Origin of the sequence: Flavobacterium degerlachei, assembly GCF_900106645.1 — a bacterium.
GTDB lineage: Bacteria > Bacteroidota > Bacteroidia > Flavobacteriales > Flavobacteriaceae > Flavobacterium > Flavobacterium degerlachei.
Genome location: NZ_FNMV01000013.1, coordinates 88025 through 111290 on the forward strand (window position 1 = coordinate 88025; position 23266 = coordinate 111290).

A 23266-nucleotide genomic window follows, 5' to 3' on the forward strand; every position below is an offset into this window, starting at 1 on the left:
TATGTAAAAAAGTATACAATCTGCGTTGGAAATCCATTCGAGAGAAACAGTAAAAAGAAAAATAGTGGGTTGATTTTTAGTTATGAAAATTATGAATATAATTTTGTAAATTTGGTATTCTAATCATTATAATATGAATTCATCAGAAAGAAAATATAAAATCATAGAGCAACTACTTAAAGTAGAAGAAGAGTCGACTTTATATCAAATCGAAAATATATTGAATGAAGGTGATGGTTGGGATGAAATACCTCCAATAGTTCAAAAGCTAATTGAAAAGGCAATTGAGCAAAGTGATGCGGGTGTGGGAATCCCTCATGAACAAGTTATGTCAGAAATTAAGAAAAAGTATAATTTTTCTTAGTGACGTATTCGATAATTTGGCAACCATTGGCAATCGAATCTTTCTATGAAGAATTAGATTTTATTTTATTGAAGTGGAATCCAAAAGAAGCAGAGAAGTTTTCAATATTAGTTGAAGATTCACTTTTTAGGATAAGATCCAAACCTTAAATAGGAAAGTTCAACTCAAAAAAGGAAATATATTCTTTGGTGCTTTCTAAGCAAACAACTCTCATTTATAAAATCATTGAAAATGCAAATCAAATTGATTTGCTTCTTTTTTGGAACAATAAGAAAAACCCAAAACTACTCCAGAAACTATTGTAATTTGATATTTGCATTTTGGAAGCTCTAATGTTTATATTTGCTTCATGCAATTATCAGTAGTTATTCTCAACTATAACGTCCGCTATTTTTTAGAACTCTGTGTTTTAAGCGTCCAGAATGCCTTAGATGGTATTGAGAGCGAAATAATTGTGGTCGATAATAATTCTTCCGATGGTAGTTGTGCCATGATGCAACAGCGTTTTCCAAGCATAAAACTCATCCAGAATAACGATAATCTAGGTTTTCCAAAAGGAAATAACCTTGGCGTAGCCCAAGCCAAAGGAAAATATATTTGTATTCTCAATCCCGATACTGTTGTTGCCGAAGATACTTTTACTAAAGTTATGGCTTTCGCCGATAGGCAAATTAATTTGGGAATTGTTGGCGTCAAGCTCATAGACGGAACGGGGAATTTTTTGCCTGAAAGTAAAAGAGGAGTGCCAACTCCTTTCGTCGCATTTACAAAAATGATGGGTTTGTATAAAATCAGGCCTAAATTCGAATTATTTGGAAGGTATTACGCCCAACATGTACAAGAAAATCAAACGGCTAAAGTTGATATTCTTGTGGGAGCTTTTATGTTTATGGAAAGAGAATTATATCTGGAATTAGCTGGCTTTGATGAGAACTGTTTTATGTATTCAGACGATATTGATTTGTCGTATCGGGCGTTGCTGAAAGCGAAATCAAATTATTATTTTCACGAAACAACCGTTATACATTACAAAGGCGAAAGTACAATAAGGGACGGTGTTTATATGAAACGTTTTCAGGAAGCCATGAATTTTTTCTATAAAAAACATTTCAAGGTTTCTGCCGTTTTTTCGATAGGGATGAAAATAGGAATTGGATTTTTTTCATTTATAAAAATGTTTGAAGGGAAAACCATATCTAAGAAAAAGCCAGAATCGTTTGTTTTCTATTCTTCTAATGTAGATTTAGTTGAAAAAATAGCTGGTGTTTTACAAAAAAAAGTGCGCTTTCACGATTTGAACTCAGAAAAAATGGTAATTTCGTCAGGGGTTAAAGATAAGGCGTCAATTGAAATTCTTTTGGACAATCTTTTTGTTACCTTCAAAGAATGCATTCATTTTATGGAATCGTTTAAAAACAAGGGGGTAACCTTTAAGATTTTACCCAAAAACACTACTTTTTTAATAGGAAGTGACAATTCTAATGAAAGGGGAGTGGTTGTAAAAATTGAATGAAAAATTACATTAAATGGAATTTATATTCAAAAAATTTAGTAATTTCGCAAACTGAAAACAAAAATCACCTTTTAGGTTAACAATATGGCAAGATTTGAATTAAAACTTCCGAAAATGGGAGAAAGTGTCGCTGAAGCAACCATTACAAATTGGTTAAAAGAGGTTGGAGACAAAATTGAAGCTGATGAAGCTGTACTTGAAATTGCGACTGATAAAGTTGATAGTGAAGTGCCTAGTGAAGTTTCAGGTATTTTAGTTGAACAATTATTTGGAAAAGATGATTTAGTTCAGGTTGGTCAAACGATTGCAATAATAGAAACTGAAGGCGGAGATCTTATCCCAGTTGTGAAACAAGAAGCTGCTCCAGAAGCAGTTGCTGAGGTGACGAAAACTGTTGATGCAGCCAAAGAAAGTGTTGCGACACCAGCAGACTTTTCTGATTCAGACAAATTCTTTTCTCCATTAGTTAAAAACATTGCCACGGCTGAAGGTGTTTCTATCGCTGAATTAGAAATGATTAGTGGAACAGGAAAAGATGGAAGAGTTACTAAAAACGATATTTTAGAATACGTAAAAAATAGAGGAGATGAACCCGTTGTTGCTCAGGCAAAAACAGTTGAAGCTCCTAAAGCAGTTCAGGCTTCGATTGCAGTTGCGCAAAAAGCGGCTCCGGTTTCTGTAAATGGAGGAGACGAAATTGTTGAAATGGACAGAATGCGCAAATTGATTGCGGGTTACATGGTAGCTTCGGTTCAAACTTCGGCTCACGTACAGTCATTCATCGAAGTTGATGTGACGAATATTGTAAAATGGAGAGAGAAAAACAAATCAGCTTTCGAGAAAAGAGAAGGAGAGAAGTTGACTTACACTCCAATTTTCATGGAAGCAGTTGCAAAATCGTTAAAAGATTTTCCAGGATTAAATATTTCTGTTGATGGTGATTTTATTATCAAAAGGAAAAACATCAACCTTGGAATGGCAGCTTCTTTACCAAACGGTAATTTGATTGTCCCAGTAATTAAAAATGCTGATCAATTGAACTTGGTAGGTATGGCAAAAGCGGTAAACGACTTAGGAGGTCGTGCAAAAGCCGGAAAGCTAAAACCAGACGATACACAAGGAGGAACTTATACTGTAACTAATGTAGGGACTTTTGGAAGTGTTTTTGGTACTCCAATTTTAAACCAACCACAGGTAGGTATTTTAGCTCTTGGAGCGATTAGAAAAGTACCAGCAGTTATTGAAACGCCTGAAGGAGACTTCATAGGGATTCGTCAAAAGATGTTCTTATCGCACAGCTATGACCACCGCGTTGTAGATGGAGCGCTTGGAGGAGGTTTCGTGAAACGTGTTGCTGAATATCTAGAAGCATTTGATGTAAATAGAGATTTTTAAAATAAAATATACAGCTATAAAAACCCAACAGATTTAAAAATTTGTTGGGTTTTCTTTTTTTATAATTTTTTGGCTGATATCTTTAAAATGGAATTTAATTTACTGTTTTTATAAACTTTAAATGGTATTAGACAGGCAAACTTAAAGGCAAATTTATATATTTGTACTTACTCAAAAATAAAAAATGGAACTCAAACTCAGTAAACCGATTTGCTTTTTCGACCTTGAAACTACAGGAATTGATATCGGAAAAGACAGAATCGTAGAAATATCTATATTTAAAGTATTCCCAAACGGAAACAAAGAAAGTAAAACCTGGTTAGTGAATCCTACGATTCCAATTCCGGCGCAAACGACCGCTGTTCATGGAATCACAGATGAAAAAGTAGCTAACGAGCCAACCTTTAAAGAATTGGCTTCTCAGGTTCATAACATGATAAAAGATTGTGATTTAGGTGGATTTAATTCAGACCGTTTTGATATTCCACTTCTGGCGGAAGAATTGCTTCGTGCTGGAGTGGATTTTGATATGAAAAACAGTGTTTCAGTTGATGTGCAGACTATTTTTCATAAAAAAGAAGAGCGAACGTTAAGTGCAGCATTGAAGTTTTATTGTGGGCAAGATTTAGAAAATGCGCATTCGGCAGAAGCGGATACTATGGCGACTTACGAAATACTAAAAGCACAATTAGAGCGTTATCCTGATTTGGAAAACGACATGAAGTTATTGTCGGAATTCTCAACCAGAAAGAAAATTGCTGATTTTGCAGGAATGATTTCGTTTGATAAGGAAGGCAATGAAATATTCTCTTTTGGAAAGCACAAAGGAGTGAAAGTCGATACCATTTTAGAAAAAGAACCTGGTTATTTTAGTTGGATTCAAAATGCTGATTTTCCTTTGTACACCAAGAAAGTGTTAATAGCAATCAAACTTAGAAAATTAAACACTAAATAAGTTAGTAGTTTTCAGTATACAGTTTTGCAATATAGCGACTAACTACTGATCACTTTTTTTAACTCTGAATACAAGAACTTATGAAAATCATTTGCATCGGACGAAATTACGTCGACCATATTGAAGAATTGCAAAATGAGCGGCCAGCGGAGCCTGTTGTTTTTATGAAGCCGGATTCGGCAATTTTATTGAAACAACATCCATTTGTAATTCCTGAATTTTCGGAAGATATTCATCATGAAATCGAGATTGTTGTAAAAATCAATAAGGTAGGTAAGTATATTGAGCCTAAGTTTGCACATAAGTATTATGACGAAATCAGTGTTGGAATAGACTTTACAGCTCGTGATCTGCAAGCAAAATTAAAAGCTAAAGGTTTGCCATGGGAAAAAGCTAAGGCTTTTGATGGCTCAGCAGTAATAGGAGATTTTTTGCAAAAAGAACAATTTAGTTCGTTAGAAAATATTACTTTTGAATTAACCAATAATGGAAAGTCAGTTCAAATAGGGGACACTAGTTTAATGTTATGGAATATTGACGAGCTTATTTCTCATGTCTCTCAGTACTTTACGTTAAAAATAGGAGATGTTATTTTTACCGGGACTCCTGCAGGAGTAGCTGCTGTACAACCGGATGATGTGTTAGAGGGATTTTTAGAAGGACATAAACTATTTAGAATACAAGTAAAATAATGGCTTTAAACTACAACCTTTCAAAAGTGTACGCACTTTCAGATAACGATTCAGAATTTGTAAATGAAATTCTAACATTGTTCGTAACCGAAGTTCCTGAAGATTTGGCTCAAATCAAAGAAGGGATTAAAAAGAAAGATCATAAGCATGCTTATGCTTATGCACATAAAATAAAACCAACTCTTGATCTTCTGGGATTAAATGTCGCTTTTGAAGAGATTCTTCAATTGGAAGCTTGGACAAAAACCGAAGGAAAAAAGAAAGATATCGAAGATACTTTTAAGAGTATAAAGAATCAAATAAATGACGCTGTAAAAGAAATTAAGAAAGATTTCGATCTTTAAATTTATTTATAGTTTTTATGTATTATATATGTCAACATTCATTTTTTTATGGATGTTGATTTTGTTTATAATACAAACCCTAAATCCATAACGATAATGAAAGCAACCATAGTTACTATAGGTGACGAAATTTTAATAGGGCAGATTGTAGATACAAACTCCTCTTTTATTGCCAAATCCTTGGATAAAATAGGAGTAGAGATTAATGAAATGATTTCGATAAGTGATGACAAAAGTCACATTTTGAATACTTTTTTAACTCTTCAGAATACCGTAGATTTGGTAATTGTTACAGGTGGTCTGGGGCCTACAAAAGATGATGTCACTAAAAAAACGTTCTGTGACTATTTTGAGGATGAACTAATTGTGGATCAGGAAGTTTTAGCACATGTCACGGAAATGATAGAAGGTTTTTATAAACGCCCTATCACGCAGATTAATAAAGATCAGGCTCTGGTTCCATCTAAGTGTACCGTGCTTCATAATCAAGTGGGAACGGCGCCTGGAATGTGGATGAAGAAAGAAAATACTGTTTTTATTTCGCTACCGGGAGTGCCTTATGAAATGAAGTATTTGGTTGAGAATGAAATTATTCCAAAGGTTGTAAGAGAATATAAGCGCCCTTATATTATCCATAAAACTATTCTTACTTATGGGCAAGGCGAAAGTCTGGTTTCAGAGCGAATTGAAGCATGGGAGAATAGTCTTCCTGGATTTTTAAAATTAGCTTACTTACCGAGTCCTGGAAGTGTGCGATTACGTATTTCGGCAAGAGGAACGAGCAAGGAGATTTTGGAGCTGGCATTAGAGGAATATGTAATTTCATTAGACGCCATTATCAATGATATTATTGTTGGTTACGAGGAAGAGGAAACAATCGAGTTTCAGCTTGGTGAGATGTTAAAAAAGACAGGTAAGACGCTGTCTACTGCTGAGAGTTGTACAGGAGGAAAAATTGCGGCTAGCCTAACATCTGTTGCTGGCGCTTCAAATTATTTCAAAGGAAGTGTTGTTTCTTACGCGACAGAGGTTAAAATGGATGTTCTAGAGCTTCCTGAAAGCTTAATAAATGAATTTTCTGTGGTTAGTGCTGAGGTAGCTTCGGCGATGGCTTTGGGGGTAAAAAAAATAATGAAAACGGATTATGCAATTGCGACAACCGGAAATGCTGGACCATCAAAAGGGGATGAAAATGCCGAAATTGGAACTGTTTTTATAGCAATTGCCACTCCAAATGAAGTAATTGTAAAAGAATATAATTTTGGCCAACCACGTGAAAAAGTGATAGATAGAGCTGTGATTAAAAGTTTAGAAATGTTAAAGGAAGAATTTTTTAAAAATGTGCTATAAATTTGTTGGTTTATAGGTTTATTTTTCTTTTCTTTGCACCCTGATTTTGAATAACGATAAAAGATAAGCATAATGTCAAGAGTTTGTGACCTTACAGGTAAAAGAGCGATGGTAGGAAATAACGTTTCTCACGCTATGAATAAAACTAAGAGAAAATTTTCTGTGAACTTAGTGAAAAAGCGTTTTTATCTTCCAGAAGAAGATAGATGGATTACTCTTAGAGTAGCAGCATCTACGGTAAAAACAATTAACAAAAATGGAATTTCTGCTGTTTTGAAAAAAGCACAGTTACAAGGATTTATTAAATAATCTTTTTCCAAAATAAAAAAATAGCAAGATGGCAAAGAAAGGTAATAGAATCCAGGTAATTTTAGAATGTACTGAGCACAAGACTTCAGGTGTTGCGGGAACTTCAAGATACATTACAACGAAGAACAAAAAAAACACTCCAGATAGATTAGAGATTAAGAAATTTAATCCAGTCTTGAAACGTGTAACTCTTCACAAAGAAATTAAGTAATAATTAGAGATTTTAATAGAAATCTCAAATGTTCACATTTGGAGATTTTATTTAAATTTAAATAACATTTGAATCATGGCAAAGAAAACAGTAGCAACGTTACAAACATCTTCTAAGAGATTATCAAAAGCCATCAAAATGGTGAAATCTCCAAAAACTGGTGCATATACATTCGTAGAATCTATTATGGCTCCTGAAGCAGTTGAAGAATTCTTGAAAAAGAAATAATCAAATACAGCACTATATAGAAAAGCTACTTTCATTCGGAAGTAGCTTTTTTATTTTATATCTTTACCGCTTAGAAATAAGTATTAGTTCATTGTGTCTAATGCTCCATTCTTAATACTGTTAATACAATGAGTTTTTTCAAAAGAATATTTTCGTCAGAAAAGAAAGAGACATTAGACAAAGGTCTCGAAAAATCAAAATCCACTTTCTTTTCGAAGTTAAGTAAAGCGGTAGCGGGAAAATCTAAAGTAGATGATTCCGTTTTGGATAATTTAGAGGAAATACTTGTTTCCTCAGACGTAGGCGTTAATACTACCCTGAAAATAATCACCCGAATAGAAAACCGTGTCGCTTCTGACAAATATCTTGGTATTGAAGAACTAAACCAAATTCTACAAGAAGAAATAGCAGCTTTGCTTTCTGAAACAAATACTGGTGAAGCCACTGAATTTGTAATTCCAAAAGATAAAAAGCCTTATGTTTTAATGGTTGTTGGCGTTAATGGTGTTGGGAAAACAACTACTATTGGAAAACTAGCTTACCAATTCAAAAAACAAGGGTATAAAGTGGTTCTGGGTGCAGGAGATACGTTTCGTGCAGCAGCAATTGACCAATTACAAATCTGGGCAGATAGAGTAGGAGTTCCTATTGTAAGACAAAATATGGGAAGTGATCCAGCTTCTGTAGCTTTTGATACCTTGCAATCAGCAGTGGCTCAAGATGCTGATATTGTAATTATTGATACTGCAGGTCGTTTACATAACAAAGTCAATTTAATGAATGAGTTGACCAAAGTGAAGCGTGTTATGCAAAAAGTAGTAGCGGATGCTCCTCATGATGTTTTATTAGTTCTTGATGGTTCAACTGGGCAAAACGCTTTTGAGCAAGCCAAGCAGTTTACAGCAGCAACTGAGGTTACTTCTCTTGCCGTAACCAAATTAGACGGAACTGCCAAAGGTGGTGTTGTCATTGGAATTTCGGATCAATTTAAAATACCAGTAAAGTATATTGGTGTTGGAGAAGGAATCGAAGACTTACAAGTCTTTAATAAATATGAGTTTGTAGATAGTTTTTTCAAATAAAAAAGTACAATGATTTTCTCTTCAATTAAAAATTTAAAGACTATTTATCTTTATTTATTAAGCGTCCTTTGTTTTGTATTGGCAAATCTTATTAGGGACGAAAATATTATTATCTATTATGTATTACTTGTACTAGGGTTAGGTTTATTTATCATAGGTATTACTAAAAAGAGAAATACAAAGTAAGTAATTGTTTATTTGTTGTTTTTAAAAATTGGGAAATAAGATTTATAAAATCTTAGATTTTCATATTTTGGTGACATTTTGTATTTATGAGGGTTGACCAAACAATCTTTTTATAACAAATCATATGTCGTAAACACATGATATTTTAAACTACGTACGTTCCAAGTGTGTTAAAGTTCAGTGAATTATTCTGAGTGAATTAAGTATCTCTGTAATAAATCTTATATTCACTAATTCGTTTGACGAAATTAGGCAAGAATGCGACTTAAGTTTGTTTGAAGTATATAAAAAACATTCTCAATAGGTTTTTGTAATGCTGGATCTAAGCAAGTGATTTTTTAATATAAAACACAATAAACCAAATGTCTTCCCTTATAATATCCCCAGAAGAAGTACTTAAGGAGCGAATCAAAGAATTAAGCTGCTTGTATGATGTTTCATCTGTCATTGTGCAACATGCAGATTCTATGGAAGTCAGCTTGAATAATATTTGTATTGTTCTAAAGCGTGCTTGGCGGTTTTCAGATGACGCTTGTGTAGAGTTAAAATTAGACGATTTTTATATCGTTACTAATCCTATTCCTGAAAAGTCAATTTTTCAAAAATCAGAAATTCATGTATTTAATAAGTCTTTTGGATATATTAAAGTGCACTATCCAACTAATAAATTTACCGACAAGCATTTTTTAGACGATGAAGAAAAGTTATTAAAGAAGGTTTGTTCTGATGTTGGTTTTTTATATGAAAAAGAGCTAAATAAAGGAAAGGAAGAGCAATTGAAACGTAGTGCTGAACGTGTGGATAGGTTATCGATTTTGGGCGAGATAACTGCGGGAATTGCTCATGAACTTAACACTCCATTAGGTAATATTTTAGGTTTTGCTGAATTTATTCATGACAAAACAGAAGAAAAACAATCGAAGCAGGATAGTTCTAAAATTATAAAAGCGGCTATTTATTCTCGCGAAGTCGTGAAGAAATTGATGTTTTTTGCCTGTGAGATGCCGCAAAACATGAGGTTTGTGAAAATTAAACCTATTGTTGTAGAAGCACTCACTTTGCTGGCTCCTAATTTTAAAAAAGCAGAATTAACCTATAAACTTAATTTTGAAAATGCATCCTTAGAAGCGCAATTAGATGCTATACAGTTTACGCAGATCTTGTTTAATATTTTAATTAATTCGATTTATGTTTCTCCTAAATTATCGGTGATAAAAGTTTCGATTTATAATGATGAAGCTAATTTTTTTATCGAAATTTCTGATGAAGGTCCAGGAATAAAAGAAGAATACAAAAATAAAATATTTGAGCCTTTTTTCACCACAAAACCTATTGGTGATGGTTCTGGATTGGGTTTGAGTGTAGTGCATGGGATTGTCAAAAGTCACAAAGGAGATATCGTCACTTTTGACAATCAGCCCAAAGGAACAGCTTTTCAAATACGATTACCCTTAACGATGAATTAATGAAACTAAAGAAAGAGAATATTCTGATTGTTGATGATAATTACGATATGCTGGAATTGCTGCAACGCAATTTGAAAATATTAAATTTTCATACCTATAAAGCTTCTTCGGTTACAGAGGCTATCGATATTTTGAAATATAGTTCAATTGATTTATTGATTACGGATATTCAAATGCCGGGTATTAATGGAATTGAATTAATTAAATATGTTCAAGAGCATTTCCCAACAATACCAAAACTTGTAATTACTGGATTTCCTTCTGTTGACAACGCAATTGACGCAGTAAAGTCAGGTGCTTCAGATTATTTGGCGAAGCCCTTTACAAATGAAGAGTTAAAGAAATCAGTTATAAATTTAATTAGTACTACTGATAATTCAAAGTTAACGATACAAAATAATGGTGATTTATCTAATGAGAATTCTCTTGAATATGCGGGAATTGTGGGTAAGTCTAAAGAGATTGTACACTTAGTTGATTTGATCGAACGTGTTAAGAATAATCGTGCAACAATTTTAATTCAAGGGGAAAGTGGTACAGGTAAAGAGCTTGTGGCAAGAGCGATTCATTACAAAGGTGAATTTGCAGCTAATCCATTTATAGCTGTCAATTGTGGAGCCATTCCTGAAAACTTACTGGAGTCTGAATTATTTGGATATGTTAAAGGGGCTTTTACGGGAGCCAACGAAACTAGGAATGGTTTCTTTCAGGCTGCGGCAGGCGGTACTATTTTTTTGGATGAAATAGGAACTGCACCTTTATCTGTTCAAACTAGATTGTTACGAGTTTTGCAAGAAAAAGAAGTGAGTATGATAGGCTCACAAAAAACTCAAAAAATCGAATTAAGAATTATTGCTGCAACAAATAGTGATCTTTATGAGATGTCGCAGAAAGGGAATTTCAGAGAGGATTTGTACTATAGGTTAAACGTTGTAAATATCGATACTCCTCCTCTTAGGAATCGGAAAAGTGATATAATTCTATTAGTAAATACTTTTTTAAAGAAATATGGATTTGAGTATAATAAACCTCAAATCACAATTTCTGATAAAGCAATTAAAGTGCTGATGAGGCATTCTTGGCCTGGAAATGTCAGAGAGCTGGAAAATGTAATTCAGAGAATGATTATAATGAGCGGAGATGTTATAGATATTAATGACATCCCCGAATATTTAAAATACCCAATGCCTTTAGAAAAAGACGAATTTAAAACTCTAAAGGAAATTGAAAAAGCATATATCCTAAAAGTGATGTCAGCTGTTGATAATAATAAAACACGAGCTGCTGAAATTCTTCAAATTGACCGAAAAACTTTGCGTCAAAAAATTCAATAACCCTTCTTTTTTTACTGGGTATTTATTCCCTTACTGGGTATTTTTTCCTCACTACATTTAATTATTTTTTAAATGGATTTTTTGTATTGTTTTGTTTTACAGTGTGTTAGTTTTTAGCTTATCTCTAAAAAGTCTAATGGCATGCAGTTTGTCTAATGTGTGTTAATTAATATTTTTTTTAAATTAAACACTATTAAAATTACATGAGATGAACATAGTAAACAAACAAACAAATAATTCTAATCTTGGTGGAATTAAGATTAATTCTATTGCCTTAGAAACAAAAGTCAAGTCTGATTTTTCGTTGATCGAAATCGATTCTCTAATTTTAATGGATGCTGTCCATGATGGGTTATGTTTGAATTGTGATTTTAAAAATCAGTGCTTCTGGCAAAAAAACAACAAAGTATTTTGTGAACATTATCAATAAAAAGTATGATAGCTATAAAAGATTCAACGAAAAAAAGTATGTATGAAAATGTCATGCAACAATTTAATAAAACTGCTGATGCAATAAATTTAAATCCTAACATCAGGAAGATTTTATCAATAACAAACAATGAGATTATTCTTCATTTTCCTGTAAAAATGGATAATGGTGAAGTAAAGATTTTTACCGGTTATCGTGTTCAGCATAATAATGCATTAGGTCCGTACAAAGGGGGGCTACGTTACCATCCTACGGTAGATGTTGAGGATGCTAAGGCTTTAGCTATGTGGATGACTTGGAAAACTTCGCTGGCAGGTTTGCCTTACGGAGGAGCTAAAGGAGGAATTCAAATTGATCCAAGAGATTATTCAATAGGAGAGTTGGAGCGATTAACGAGGCGTTTTACTTATGCGTTGGGGGATAATATTGGTCCAGATTATGACATTCCTGCTCCGGATGTAAATACTAATGAACAAACAATGGCTTGGATTTCGGATACCTATATGTTGACGAAAGCACCTTCTGAGCGTTCCAATAGCCTAAATGTAGTTACAGGAAAACCTATAGGGTCCGGTGGATTACAAGGAAGAGACAGAGCAACAGGCTTTGGGGTATTTTTGACTATAAAGTTGTTGCATCAAAGCAGAAAAGAAAGTCTTAAAGGAAAGAAGTTTATTGTACAAGGCTACGGTAATGTAGGGTACTGGACTTCACATTTTTTAATTAAGGAAGGGGCAATATTAATAGCTGTTCAAGATGCACATGCAACCGTATATAATGAGAACGGTATAGCAGTTGAAGATTTATTTGAGCATTGTAAGCCTAGGAAGGGTTCTATAAGTGGATTTGAGGGAGCTGTAGAAATAGATCCAGAAAGCTTTTTTGGGTTAGAATGTGATATTCTTGTTCCAGCAGCATTGGGGAATCAAATTACTGAAGAGAATGCTTTTATGGTGAAAGCAAAAATAATTGCAGAGGGAGCTAATGGTCCTATTGATGTTGAAGGTGAAAAAATACTTCTTGAAAACGGGATCACTATTATTCCTGATATTCTGTGTAACTCAGGAGGTGTGATAGGGAGTTATTTTGAATGGCTACAAAACAGAAATGGTGAATTATGGGAGCTCGAAGAAGTGATGTATAAGTTAGAAAAGAAACTTTCCGATGTCTTTAAGAAAGTAGAAGGAGTTGTTCTTGAAGGTAAAATTGACTGGAGAACCGCAGCTTATATTTTAGCTATAACTAGGATTGAAATGGCCTATGTGCAACGTGGAGTTTTTCCATAGTTAATCTTTTTAATATGATTTTTAAAGGTCCTTATAGCAGTTTTTGGCTGCTATAGAGGCCTTATTATTAACCATTTTTTTATAATTATGAAATACGGTAATCTTATACTATGTAAAGACGAATACAATTCGTTGATGAGAGCTATTTCCATTTCAACTAACAATGGAGATAAAACATATAAATCGTCATTGGATAAATTAAGAGTTGAATTAAAGTCGGCAAGAATGGTAGATCATGATGATGTGCCTAAAGATGTCATTCGCTTTAATTCGTTTGTTACGATATATACTTCTTTTAATGTTGAGCGATGTTATCAAATAGTAGTTCCAGAGAAAAGTAACATACAGCAGAATAGAATTTCAATTTTATCACCTATGGGCTTGGCTCTTTTAGGTTATGCGAATGGGGATAGTATAATGTGGCAATTTCCCTCAGGTGTCAATGAGATTAAGATAATAGGTGTAGCTCAACAGGAAATCCATTTAAAAAAAGTAACAATATGAAAGATTTGATATACCAGCATGAAACGATAGACGATTTGCAAATGAGGTTTATGGATAAAGATATTGAACTGTGGAAAGAAGATGTTTCTATTATTAGGATAGAAATTCTTTTTTTTAAGCGAATGTTGAATTCGTCAATATTTAAAACCGTGAATTTCAATCAGCAAAATAAGAACGATTTAATCAATGACCTGACGAGCGTTAGAGCAATAAACGAATCCTATAGCGATCTATTATTAGATTTTGTGAATAAGTTAGATATGATAAAGGAATGTGATGATGTTCAGTGCGAAACATTTTACCTGAATAATCACGCAAAATTTAGAAAAGATATTGAGAGCCATTTTTCGGCTTATCGATTTTATAAGATGAATATTATTTTGTTTTTTGATAACTGTCTCGAAGATAAAATATAAAATAGGTTTTGTAGCTGTTGTTTTATTTCTACTCATTAAAAATTAGTGTTGAATAATTACTGGTATAACGCAGTGATTTTTTGCCATAATACATTGTCAAAATCGGATAAAGCCAAGTTGACATTATCAGCTGCATCGCCCATTCTGATGACGACCATATTTTTAGAAGGGATAACGTAAATTTTTTGATCATTTTTTCCAAGTGCCATGAACATATCATTTGGTGCTGATGGAATTATACTTCCAGAAAATTGCAATTGGGATTGCGGTAAATGAAAACTATTTTTTCCGTTCAACCACCACAAATAACCATAGCTTAAATTTATGTTTTGTGAACTATTTGTAGCGGCGTTGAAGTAATTTTCGTTTAAGATTGTGCTGTTTTCCCATTTCCCTTTATTGGCCATTAATAACCCAAAACGTGCCATACTTCTTGTAGTGCTAGCATATACCGAATTGTTTCCTGATTGAAACCAAGTGCCATCCATCCCGATTTTATCTCTTAGTCTCGAGTTGAAATAGTTGGTCCAACTTTGATTTGAAGCGTTAGCAACTACATCTTGCAGTTTTACATATACGTTATGGTACGCCCAGCGGCTTCCAGCATCGGCTTTATAGGTTAGACTAGCTGGATCTACAGCGTCTACATTATCTATATCTTCTAGACCAGAAGTCATTGTAAGTAGATGTTTATTAGTAATCAAATTTTCTTTGGCTAACGATAAACTAGTCCATGATGTACCAATGTAATCAGATACTTTGTTATTGATATTTAAAATACCTTCCTGTTCTGCAATACCGGTAAGAGTTGAAGTTAATGTTTTTCCGGCGCTTGCCCAATACCAATTAGCGGTTGCTGAATGTCCTTTGAAATAATTTTCCAGTACAATTCGGCCATTGACTAAGATGATAAAAGACTTGGAGTTTTTGAGTGTTAAATAATCTAAGAGTGGTTGTACGGCATCTTGTTTCCAACCCAAACTTGTTATTGATTTTGTTTCCCAAGTTGTTCCTGTTAATGGTGGGAAATAGGTTGTTTCTGTAGGAGTTTGTGTTGTTTTCGATGAATCAGGACTGCAACTAATACATAAAATAAGGATGAGTACACTATAAATTGTTTTGGTTGTCATAGCAGGATGTATTTTATATAGAATCAAAAATAGTTAAAATAGTCTAATGTGTTTTGCTATTTTTCTTTTGTTTGAATTTTTTAAAGTTAACTTTGTAGAGTTGAAAAAAATGTAATTGTATCCCCAAAATCCATAGCCCTGATGGAAGCGGCATCTCCCGATTTAGAAAAACAAGGCTTTTTTTAGCCTTAGTTTTTATTATCGGGAATATAGCGGACAGCAGGAAATAGCTCCTAAAAAAAATAAATTATATGAAAAACACTTTTAAAATTTTGTTGCTTTCTCTGTTTTTTGTTGGTTGTCAGCAAAAGGTTCAACCGGCTGATATTGCCAAGATAAATGGATATTGGGAGATAGAAAAAGTTGTTTTTGACGAGGGAAAAGACAAGGATTATAAAATGAATGAGAGTTTTGACTATTTTGAAATAGGTAAGGAGAATAAAGGAATTAGGAAGAAAGTGATGCCGCAATTAGACGGTAGTTTTTTGACTAATGATTCGTACGAAAATGTAACAGTTCGGTTTGAGGATGATAAAGCATTCTTGGATTATTCGACTCCTTATGCTAAATGGAGCGAAGAGCTAATCACAATATCAGATAAGGAGTTAGTGTTAAAAAACACGGAGAAAAATGAATATCATTACAAAAAAACAGGACCAATAAACTTGACAGGAGATGGCGAAAAGATTAAATAATCAGAGTACGGTAGGGGATGTTTTGAAAAAAATTATCCAAGTAAATAAATTACAACCTGGTATGGATCAGATAGATGTAAAGGATGCCTGGAAAAACCTTATGGGAAATGGCGTTAACAGCTATACTCAAAATGTAGTTTTGAAAGGAAGTACTTTGTATGTGGAGTTGACTTCGTCAGTATTACGTGAGGAATTGAGTCACGGGAAATCAAAAATAGTAAAGATGATTAACGAAGAATTGCGTCGTGATGTAGTAACCGCAGTTGTTTTAAGGTAATGAATTGAGATTGTTGATTAACGCTCTTAAATTTTAAAATAAAAAATCCCGTCTCGATTTATAATCTGGATGGGATTTTTTATTTTGAAGGTTTTTAACAGCAATCTGAGACTGAATACTAAAAACCGTACACTGAGTACTAGAACTGCTCTCTTCCTGCGAAATGGAAAGCACCTTCGATAGCTGCATTTTCATCGCTATCAGAGCCGTGAACTGCGTTTTCTCCAATTGAAGTAGCATAAGCTTTACGGATAGTACCTTCAGCTGCATCAGCTGGGTTAGTAGCTCCAATTAAAGTTCTGAAATCTTCAACAGCGTTGTCTTTTTCTAAAATAGCACTAACGATTGGTCCTCTTGACATGAATTCAACTAACTCTCCGTAGAAAGGTCTAGCAGCATGTACAGCATAAAATGCTTGAGCATCAGCGATAGTAAGTTGAGTTAATTTCAAAGAAACGATTTTGAAACCTGCATTTGTAATCATTGCAAGAATGTTTCCGATGTGTCCGTTTGCTACAGCATCAGGCTTAATCATTGTAAATGTTCTATTAGTAGCCATTTTTTGTGTTTTTTAAATTTTGTGCAAAAATACTCTTTTTTTTGAATTGCAATTGGCAAATCAACAGTTTAGGTGCTTTTATTTGTTGAAAGTGCGGTTTATATGGACTTATACTTTGAAAATTAGATTCATTTTGTAAAACAACCACAAAATGAAGCACCAAATACACACATAAATCAAAGCTCCAGCCAAGGAAGCAGTCATGGGATTGTCGAAAAAAGTCGCAATCCAAAAACTATATAAGTATTTTTGAAGATTGATTTGTTCTGTCGCTATGTCTGGATTCTGAAATTGGATCATTCTCAAGGATTGTGGAATAATGCTAGAGAAGAAAAAAACAATCATAGGATTAACTCCCCAAATTAGAAATAGTTTTGTTCCTTTTTTATAGTCGGCAACTTCAATTACATGATATAATAAACTCAAACACACTGTTGCTATTCCAGCAGTATATAAAACGTAAGAGCTAGTCCAAAGTGACTTATTGATGGGGAAAGCGGTATTCCATAGCAAACCTAGTATTACAAGTAGTACAGCTGATAAAGCCATTTTTTTAACGATTTCTAACTTTGGGAGCGGACGATTAATCCATTGCCCAATAAGTAATCCCGTTATCCCGGTGACAATAGCAGGAACGGTGCTTAAAACACCTTCGGGGTCCCAAGTTTTTGAATAGCTCCACATATGTCCTTCAAGCAGAACACTGTCTAGCCAAGAGGCAAAATTGGTGCCTTTTTCAAAGTTTGGAGTTCCAATTCCTGGAACTGTTAGTAATGCCATTGCGGCCCAATAAAGCAATAAAAGAACTACGGCAATCAGTATTTGCGTTCTTTGGCGGGTTTTTAAAAACAATAGAGAAACAAAAAAATAAACAATTCCTATTCGCTGCAGTACTCCCGGGATTCTAACTTCTTGATAGGCTTCGATACCGCTGTACGCTAAAAAGAGCAAGACAGTAAAAACGATTAGTGTTAAGTAAGTTTTGACTTTTAAACTAAAGTTACCCATCAGTGAAAAACAGACTGCGATTGTAATTGCTAAGCGGCCTAGTAATAAAGGAATTCCTTCGAGGCCAAAAAGTTCTATTTTACTGAAAAAATTAAGAAATAGCCCTAAGCAAAAGATGCGAATTGCACGGATTGCTATTTTATTGAATGTTGTGCTGTCCAATATTTTGCTAGGCATTGCAAATGGGACAGCTACTCCCATTATAAATATGAAGAAAGGGAAAACCAAATCAGTTGGGGTGCAACCGTGCCATTCCGCATGCTTAAACGGTGGATAAATATCTCCCCAACTTCCAGGATTATTTACAATTGTCATTAATAAAATAGTAAGACCTCTAAATACATCCAGTGAAATTAAGCGTTCTTTTGCCATAGATTTTTGTTGGGGTTTATTTAATGGTTGCTATTATATTTCTAACTTAAGGTAATACAATGATATTAAAATTTTGTTCCAATGGTTTTAATTTGTCAATAATACTTGGAATCAAATTGTCGCCATTCTCTAAATAATATTCAGAGAAATTAACTTGTCGCTCCTGTAAGCTTTTGTTCGGAAACAATTCGTTTTGCAAGTCTGTGGCACGTTCTAATGTGTCAGTATACTTTCTTTTTTGAGCTTTAAGTAAGCGCTTTTCTAAATTCTCCAATCCTTTGATTTGTTTTGCTTCCTGCGCTTTAACTGCACCAACAAATGATTTGTCAGTTTGTCTTGCCAATTCAAACAAATTCTCAAATTGTTTACGCAATTGCTCTTTTTGAATTGTTAAATCGATAGGGAATTCAGAGGCTTTTTTTGTTACATTATTTATTAGATCCGCTTGTTTCGAAAATAAATCACTCCATGTTAATTCCAATTTATCTGCTTTTTTGACTTGTTTTTCGGTAGCCAAAAGCACTGAGTTTCGAACTAAAAGCATTGGGAAAGTCACTTTTACCGTATCGAAAAAGGTTTTTAACTCTAACCAATATGCAATTTCTCCTCCTCCGCCAATGTAACATAAATTAGGCAAAATCACTTCTTGGAATAAGGGACGCATAATCACGTTAGGGCTAAACATCTCAGGATTTTTATCTAGCAATTTTAGAATTTCTTCTTGGTTAAACTCCTTGTTGGTATTGTTTATTTTGTAAACATCATCTTCAAGTACAATGCGTTCGCGCAACTGGTCTTCTATATAAAACAAATTGATTTCGCGAGGATTGACCTGAATGTTGTAGTCTTTTAACTTTTCGGTGGTTTCAAGAACTGCTTTATGAGAGGTTTGTTGCAGTAATTCTTCTTTTGCATAAGGAATAAAACTGCGTTTTAAATCTTGACTGTCTGCATCTAGGATGACTAAACCTTGTGATCCAAAAAGAGAATTTGCTAAATGGCGTGTTGCATCTGCTAAATTATCGTGATTTAAATAAGCTTTAGAAAATAGTTTTTTTAATGCATTGGCATTGGTACTTGAACCTAGTTCTTGTGCGTAAATTTCGAACACCTCTTCTAGACCGTCAGTAGATAATCGTCCAACTGGACCGTTACTTTCTTTGTTCCATCTGAATTTTTTTCCTTTGAAACTGAAATAATTGATTTCGGCAAAATCATGGTCTTCAGTCGCCATCCAATAAATGGGAACAAAATTGTACGCTGGATATTTTGCCTTCAGTTCCTTGGTAAGGTTTATGGTTGAGATTATTTTGTATAGAAAATACAAAGGACCACTAAATAAATTCAGTTGATGTCCGGTAGTAACCGTAAATGTATTGAATACTTTTAAGGCTTCAATATTTTGCTGCGTTAGCTGAGAGGTGGCAATACCGGAGTACTGTTCTTCTAATACAGAAACCAATGTAGCTCTGTTGGCATTATTATAGTTAGCTTGCTTTTCAAGGATTTGTCCTTCGAAATTTTCAAGTGTTGGGAATCTATTATATAGGGATTGTAAGTTTGATTTTTCGGCTAAATAGTCATTCATCAAAGGAGAAAAATATCCTGAATTTTTATAGCTGATACAGTCGGTAGGCATAATTTTTTATTTTTGTAAATGTAAGAAATTCAAATTTAATTTTGCTGGTTGAATTAATATTTAGATATTTGTCTAAATATATAACTGCAATAAAAAATGAATGATATATTTAAAGCTTTAAATGATCCCACACGTCGAGAGATACTAGAGCTTTTAAAGTCGAAAGATTTAGCGGCAGGCGAAATTGCGACTCATTTCAATATTTCGAAACCAAGTATTTCGCATCATCTTGATATATTAAAACGGGCTGATTTAATCACTTTCGAAAAAAAAGGACAGTTTATCATTTATTCAGTTAATACTACCGTGATGGAAGATGTATTACAATGGATCTTAACTTTTAAAAAATAGAATCATGAAATTAACTTTGAAAAAAGAATTGCCATTAATTGGAATTGTCTTGGCTCCGTTTGTGTATTTGGCCATAATTTGGAATACGCTACCAGCGAAAGTACCGACACATTGGAATTATAAAGGAGAAGCTGACAAGTGGGGAGATAAATACTCCTTAATTATGCTGTTGTTTTTATTACCGGTATTAACTTATATTTTGATGCTTGTGATACCAAAGATTGATCCGAAAAAGAAAATTGAAATGATGGGAGGGAAGTATTACCAATTGAAATTCATTTTGGTTTTATTCATGTCAACTTTAGCTTTTATCATTTTGCATATATCAGTAAATAAATCGACTTCAAGTCCGAATTTGATTTTCATTCCCATTGGTGTTTTGTTTATTGCGCTAGGTAATTATTTTAAAGTAATTCAACCAAACTATTTTATTGGAATAAAAACACCATGGACGTTAGAGAGCACCGAAGTTTGGAAATTAACACATACTCTCGCTGGAAAGCTTTGGATTGCTGGAGGATTGATAATCGTATTAACTAGTTTGACAATTGCTAAAAGTATTTTCATTTACGTTTTTATAGGGACTATTGCCATAATAACGCTTGTGCCGATTATCTATTCTTATATTAAATTTAAAGAATTGAAAGAGCAGAATTGATTTTTTAAAAAAGGACATCATAATTATATATAAAAGGAACTCTGTAGGTAGGATTTGTACGCTCATCAAATGATCAAATTTTCCATATAATAAAAAAAGGTTGCCTTTGTGAGGCAACCTTTTTAGTTTTTATTAAATCTAATTATTACAATCCGTAAGTTGTAATTCTAAAATTATTTGATGCGGTAGTTAAAGTATAGATCGTGTTAGAATATGCGATTTTAAAACTTTCTTTTTTAACATATAGTCCTTTTGGATCTAATAGTTGTTTGTCCAAGTCTTTTAAAAGTGTAGGTTCACTTCCGCCAAGCCATCCGTCGTCTTTAAGAATAATTGTTTTGTTAACTGGGTCTTCAGTTACAGTTACAAAATGGTATAACGTTGATTTACCGCCAGTAAAAGAGTATGAAATATAACTTCCATTTGCTCCATCATTAAAATAGAAGGAAACTCTATTGACTTTTTGTGTTGATGGTAAACTTGCATTTATTGTATTCAGTAAGGAATTACACAGTAAAGAGTTACTTGGTGCCGTAGCTAGAAAGGCAGCAATATAGGCATATATTGTTCTAGGGTTTCCAGCTAATAACACTTTATAATCATCAGTTAAAACTAATGGTTTATTAGAATATTTAATTGTAGCAGTAACTCCAGCAGTTCCTGTAGCGATAAAGTTTCCTGTTGCGGCATCGTATGTAAATGCAGCTAATTGCTGATTCCCAACCTTTACTGCAGGACTAACTAAAATACCAGTGGGAGTATATGCAATACCCATATTATAACTCATACTTGAACCCGTTTCAATCGAATTAGCCACCGCATATCTCGTTTCTGCGGTGAAATTAAAATCAAACTGACTTGTTTTAGTTCCATCATTAGTTTCTAATAAACGAAACAAGGGTCTAGTTGTAGCGCCAACTACATTAGCAATCATAAGTCTGTTTTTAGCAAGATCTGTCCAGTCAGAAGCAGTTGCTTTTACAAAACGCAATTCTTCAAAACTTCTGTTGGTTTTGAAAATAATTTGGCCATTTTCTTGTCCGTAATATAGAAATTGAAAGTCTCCTTTGTATCCTTTTCCACGTAATGCAGCAACAGGGTAGTTGTTTGAATCAGATAATAAGTGAATTCTGTTTTTTGTTGTAAAAACAAGACTTACAGTACTTCCTAAATCAATACTATATTCGCTAGAATATACAGCAGTATCGTCATCAAAATCAGATGCCATATCTACTTTACCGTCTTTGAATTTGAATACATGAGTAAAACCACCTAATTGAGTAGTGTCAGTGTAGTACACCGCTTTCCAACCAAACTCTGATGATTCTAGCATATCATTTAGTTCTTTTTGTTGTGCATTTAATCGCTCTGTAGGAGTAGCATTAAATGGAGAATCTAAGGTTTCCTTATTGTCGCAAGAAACCAATTGCATCGCTAAAACGGCGATGAATAGATAGTTAATTATAGTTTTTAGTTTCATACTATTAATTTATAGGGTTATAAAATAGATTTTTTAAAAGAGCCCTTTTTATTAGGCTCTTTAAATATACTAATTTCCGTTTATTACAGCTGTTGTGTTTTTCTCTGCTTCGTCTCTTAATTTGTAGAAATCCATATTAAATGAATCTTTAAAATATTTCACAACTACTGCCTCTTTAGCTCTAATATTGGCAACTGCAGTTTGATTTGTAATTCCTGCTAAGATTGCATCATACTCTGCTTTTGAATTCACTAACATTGTTGAGGCCATTTCAGCAAAATCTTCATTTATATTTGAACGGGCATAATCTGTTATAAAACCTTCTTCTCTAGCAACAGTAGTAGATGTAGCATACCAGTTTGAAGTATAACCAGTTGGAGTTATTTTAGCTAATGTTTTTTCGTCGAACGGTTTTGTTTGATTCAATATGTGAATGTATTCATGCTGTATTGTATGAATAAAACGTTTTACGTTAGCACGATCTTTTTTATTTACGTTATCTACTTCAAATAATGTAATTCTTTGTCCCCCTTCAGCTAATCCTAAAGTGATTGTACCTGTTGTGTTCAAATTAATTCCACCAACAAGAACAAATTCTCTTGGGGCGATTTTTTTTACAAAATCAGGTCCGCCAATAGTTTTGTAGCTTTCTAACCATATCTTTTGCACAATCTCTAAAGCAGGTTGTACTTTAGTTTGTAAAGGTGGTGCTAAAAAACGATTATTATCCACTACGTTTTGATTCCATTTATATTGTACATTAATATTATATGGGGTCAATATATTGGTATCTATCCATGTATCTAAAGCTGTTTTTGAAGGGGTTGATACATCAAGAATACTATCAGTAAGTGGTTCATCACTTGCACATGCTCCAAGTAATAAAACTGAAGAGAGTGCAATTACTTTTTTATAAAAATTTAGTTTTTTCATTTTGTTTTAGGTATTAACGTGGATTTTTCTCTACTCCAGTATTAGTAACGTGTAATGGAAGTTGAATTGCTTTTCGTAAATCGTCTTTAGTTAAAACAT

The 23266-nt window shown here is 33.5% G+C and carries 27 protein-coding genes; 21 read left to right on the forward strand and 6 right to left on the reverse strand.

Annotation, left to right across the window (positions count from 1 at the left end):
- Positions 1–133: 133 nt before the first annotated feature.
- From BLV91_RS13300 to BLV91_RS13380, 17 genes are all read left to right on the forward strand, one after another.
- Complete coding sequence (locus tag BLV91_RS13300) at positions 134–364, forward strand: hypothetical protein (RefSeq protein ID WP_091434136.1); 231 nt, start codon at positions 134–136, stop codon at positions 362–364.
- A 349-nt stretch (positions 365–713) separates the two neighbouring features.
- Entirely contained in the window at positions 714–1877 is a 1164-nt protein-coding gene (locus BLV91_RS13305; RefSeq protein WP_091434138.1) for a glycosyltransferase family 2 protein, read from the forward strand.
- Between the two features lie 84 nt (positions 1878–1961).
- On the forward strand, positions 1962–3272 hold the full coding sequence (locus BLV91_RS13310; protein ID WP_091434140.1) for a dihydrolipoamide acetyltransferase family protein: 1311 nt from the start codon (positions 1962–1964) through the stop codon (positions 3270–3272).
- Between the two features lie 184 nt (positions 3273–3456).
- Complete coding sequence (locus tag BLV91_RS13315) at positions 3457–4227, forward strand: 3'-5' exonuclease (protein WP_091434141.1); 771 nt, start codon at positions 3457–3459, stop codon at positions 4225–4227.
- A gap of 80 nt (positions 4228–4307) precedes the next feature.
- A complete protein-coding gene (locus tag BLV91_RS13320; protein ID WP_091434143.1) occupies positions 4308–4919 on the forward strand; it encodes a fumarylacetoacetate hydrolase family protein in 612 nt (203 codons plus the stop codon).
- Positions 4919–5263 (forward strand): Hpt domain-containing protein, encoded by a 345-nt coding sequence (locus tag BLV91_RS13325; RefSeq protein WP_007138094.1) that lies wholly within the window; start codon positions 4919–4921, stop codon positions 5261–5263. The genes BLV91_RS13320 and BLV91_RS13325 overlap by 1 nt, the downstream gene beginning before the upstream one ends.
- Positions 5264–5359: 96 nt before the next feature.
- Positions 5360–6613, forward strand: a complete 1254-nt coding sequence (locus tag BLV91_RS13330) for a CinA family nicotinamide mononucleotide deamidase-related protein (protein WP_091434217.1) — start codon at positions 5360–5362, stop codon at positions 6611–6613.
- Positions 6614–6685: 72 nt separating this feature from the next.
- Positions 6686–6922, forward strand: a complete 237-nt coding sequence (gene rpmB, locus BLV91_RS13335) for a 50S ribosomal protein L28 (protein ID WP_091434144.1) — start codon at positions 6686–6688, stop codon at positions 6920–6922.
- A 28-nt stretch (positions 6923–6950) separates the two neighbouring features.
- Positions 6951–7133 carry a 50S ribosomal protein L33 gene (gene rpmG, locus BLV91_RS13340; RefSeq protein WP_007138097.1) on the forward strand — a complete coding sequence of 61 codons (183 nt, stop codon included), beginning with the start codon at positions 6951–6953 and terminating at the stop codon, positions 7131–7133.
- A 75-nt stretch (positions 7134–7208) separates the two neighbouring features.
- A complete protein-coding gene (locus tag BLV91_RS13345) occupies positions 7209–7361 on the forward strand; it encodes a DUF4295 domain-containing protein (protein WP_007138098.1) in 153 nt (50 codons plus the stop codon).
- Between the two features lie 128 nt (positions 7362–7489).
- Positions 7490–8443 (forward strand): signal recognition particle-docking protein FtsY, encoded by a 954-nt coding sequence (gene ftsY / locus BLV91_RS13350; protein WP_091434146.1) that lies wholly within the window; start codon positions 7490–7492, stop codon positions 8441–8443.
- A 548-nt stretch (positions 8444–8991) separates the two neighbouring features.
- Positions 8992–10095, forward strand: a complete 1104-nt coding sequence (locus BLV91_RS13355) for a sensor histidine kinase (RefSeq protein ID WP_091434148.1) — start codon at positions 8992–8994, stop codon at positions 10093–10095.
- Complete coding sequence (locus BLV91_RS13360; protein WP_091434149.1) at positions 10095–11429, forward strand: sigma-54-dependent transcriptional regulator; 1335 nt, start codon at positions 10095–10097, stop codon at positions 11427–11429. The genes BLV91_RS13355 and BLV91_RS13360 overlap by 1 nt, the downstream gene beginning before the upstream one ends.
- 208 nt (positions 11430–11637) lie before the next feature.
- Positions 11638–11859, forward strand: a complete 222-nt coding sequence (locus BLV91_RS13365) for a hypothetical protein (RefSeq protein ID WP_091434151.1) — start codon at positions 11638–11640, stop codon at positions 11857–11859.
- 5 nt (positions 11860–11864) lie between these two features.
- Positions 11865–13145, forward strand: a complete 1281-nt coding sequence (locus BLV91_RS13370; RefSeq protein ID WP_091434153.1) for a Glu/Leu/Phe/Val family dehydrogenase — start codon at positions 11865–11867, stop codon at positions 13143–13145.
- 87 nt (positions 13146–13232) lie between these two features.
- On the forward strand, positions 13233–13649 hold the full coding sequence (locus tag BLV91_RS13375; RefSeq protein WP_245709708.1) for a GreA/GreB family elongation factor: 417 nt from the start codon (positions 13233–13235) through the stop codon (positions 13647–13649).
- Positions 13646–14065 carry a hypothetical protein gene (locus BLV91_RS13380; protein WP_091434155.1) on the forward strand — a complete coding sequence of 140 codons (420 nt, stop codon included), beginning with the start codon at positions 13646–13648 and terminating at the stop codon, positions 14063–14065. The genes BLV91_RS13375 and BLV91_RS13380 overlap by 4 nt, the downstream gene beginning before the upstream one ends.
- Positions 14066–14121: 56 nt before the next feature.
- On the opposite strand, the gene BLV91_RS13385 is transcribed toward BLV91_RS13380, so the two are convergent.
- The gene (locus tag BLV91_RS13385; protein ID WP_091434157.1) at positions 14122–15195 is read right to left on the reverse strand and encodes a serine hydrolase domain-containing protein; all 1074 of its coding nucleotides are present in this window, start codon (positions 15193–15195) and stop codon (positions 14122–14124) included.
- 251 nt (positions 15196–15446) lie between these two features.
- Between BLV91_RS13385 and BLV91_RS13390 the strand changes: the two genes are divergently transcribed.
- Together BLV91_RS13390 and BLV91_RS13395 are read left to right on the forward strand one after the other, a co-directional pair.
- A complete protein-coding gene (locus BLV91_RS13390) occupies positions 15447–15890 on the forward strand; it encodes a hypothetical protein (protein WP_091434159.1) in 444 nt (147 codons plus the stop codon).
- A complete protein-coding gene (locus BLV91_RS13395) occupies positions 15871–16167 on the forward strand; it encodes a DciA family protein (protein ID WP_091434161.1) in 297 nt (98 codons plus the stop codon). Before BLV91_RS13390 ends, BLV91_RS13395 begins: the two co-directional genes overlap by 20 nt.
- A gap of 139 nt (positions 16168–16306) precedes the next feature.
- Here BLV91_RS13395 and BLV91_RS13400 read toward each other — a convergent pair whose 3' ends face one another.
- The 3 genes from BLV91_RS13400 to bshC all read right to left on the reverse strand — a co-directional run bounded on the left by BLV91_RS13400 (position 16307) and on the right by bshC (position 19745).
- Positions 16307–16726: a nucleoside-diphosphate kinase gene (locus BLV91_RS13400; protein WP_007138111.1), complete on the reverse strand. Its 420-nt coding sequence runs from the start codon at positions 16724–16726 to the stop codon at positions 16307–16309.
- A 108-nt stretch (positions 16727–16834) separates the two neighbouring features.
- Positions 16835–18106, reverse strand: a complete 1272-nt coding sequence (locus BLV91_RS13405) for an acyltransferase family protein (RefSeq protein ID WP_091434163.1) — start codon at positions 18104–18106, stop codon at positions 16835–16837.
- 46 nt (positions 18107–18152) lie between these two features.
- On the reverse strand, positions 18153–19745 hold the full coding sequence (gene bshC, locus BLV91_RS13410; protein WP_091434165.1) for a bacillithiol biosynthesis cysteine-adding enzyme BshC: 1593 nt from the start codon (positions 19743–19745) through the stop codon (positions 18153–18155).
- 96 nt (positions 19746–19841) lie between these two features.
- Between bshC and BLV91_RS13415 the strand changes: the two genes are divergently transcribed.
- Complete coding sequence (locus BLV91_RS13415; protein WP_091434168.1) at positions 19842–20096, forward strand: autorepressor SdpR family transcription factor; 255 nt, start codon at positions 19842–19844, stop codon at positions 20094–20096.
- 4 nt (positions 20097–20100) lie between these two features.
- Positions 20101–20754: an SdpI family protein gene (locus BLV91_RS13420; RefSeq protein WP_091434169.1), complete on the forward strand. Its 654-nt coding sequence runs from the start codon at positions 20101–20103 to the stop codon at positions 20752–20754.
- A 145-nt stretch (positions 20755–20899) separates the two neighbouring features.
- Here the strand turns inward: BLV91_RS13420 and BLV91_RS13425 are convergent, their stop codons facing one another.
- The gene (locus tag BLV91_RS13425) at positions 20900–22234 is read right to left on the reverse strand and encodes a DUF4302 domain-containing protein (RefSeq protein ID WP_091434171.1); all 1335 of its coding nucleotides are present in this window, start codon (positions 22232–22234) and stop codon (positions 20900–20902) included.
- 69 nt (positions 22235–22303) lie between these two features.
- Entirely contained in the window at positions 22304–23167 is an 864-nt protein-coding gene (locus tag BLV91_RS13430; RefSeq protein WP_091434173.1) for a zinc-binding metallopeptidase, read from the reverse strand.
- Between the last annotated feature and the right edge of the window lie 99 nt (positions 23168–23266).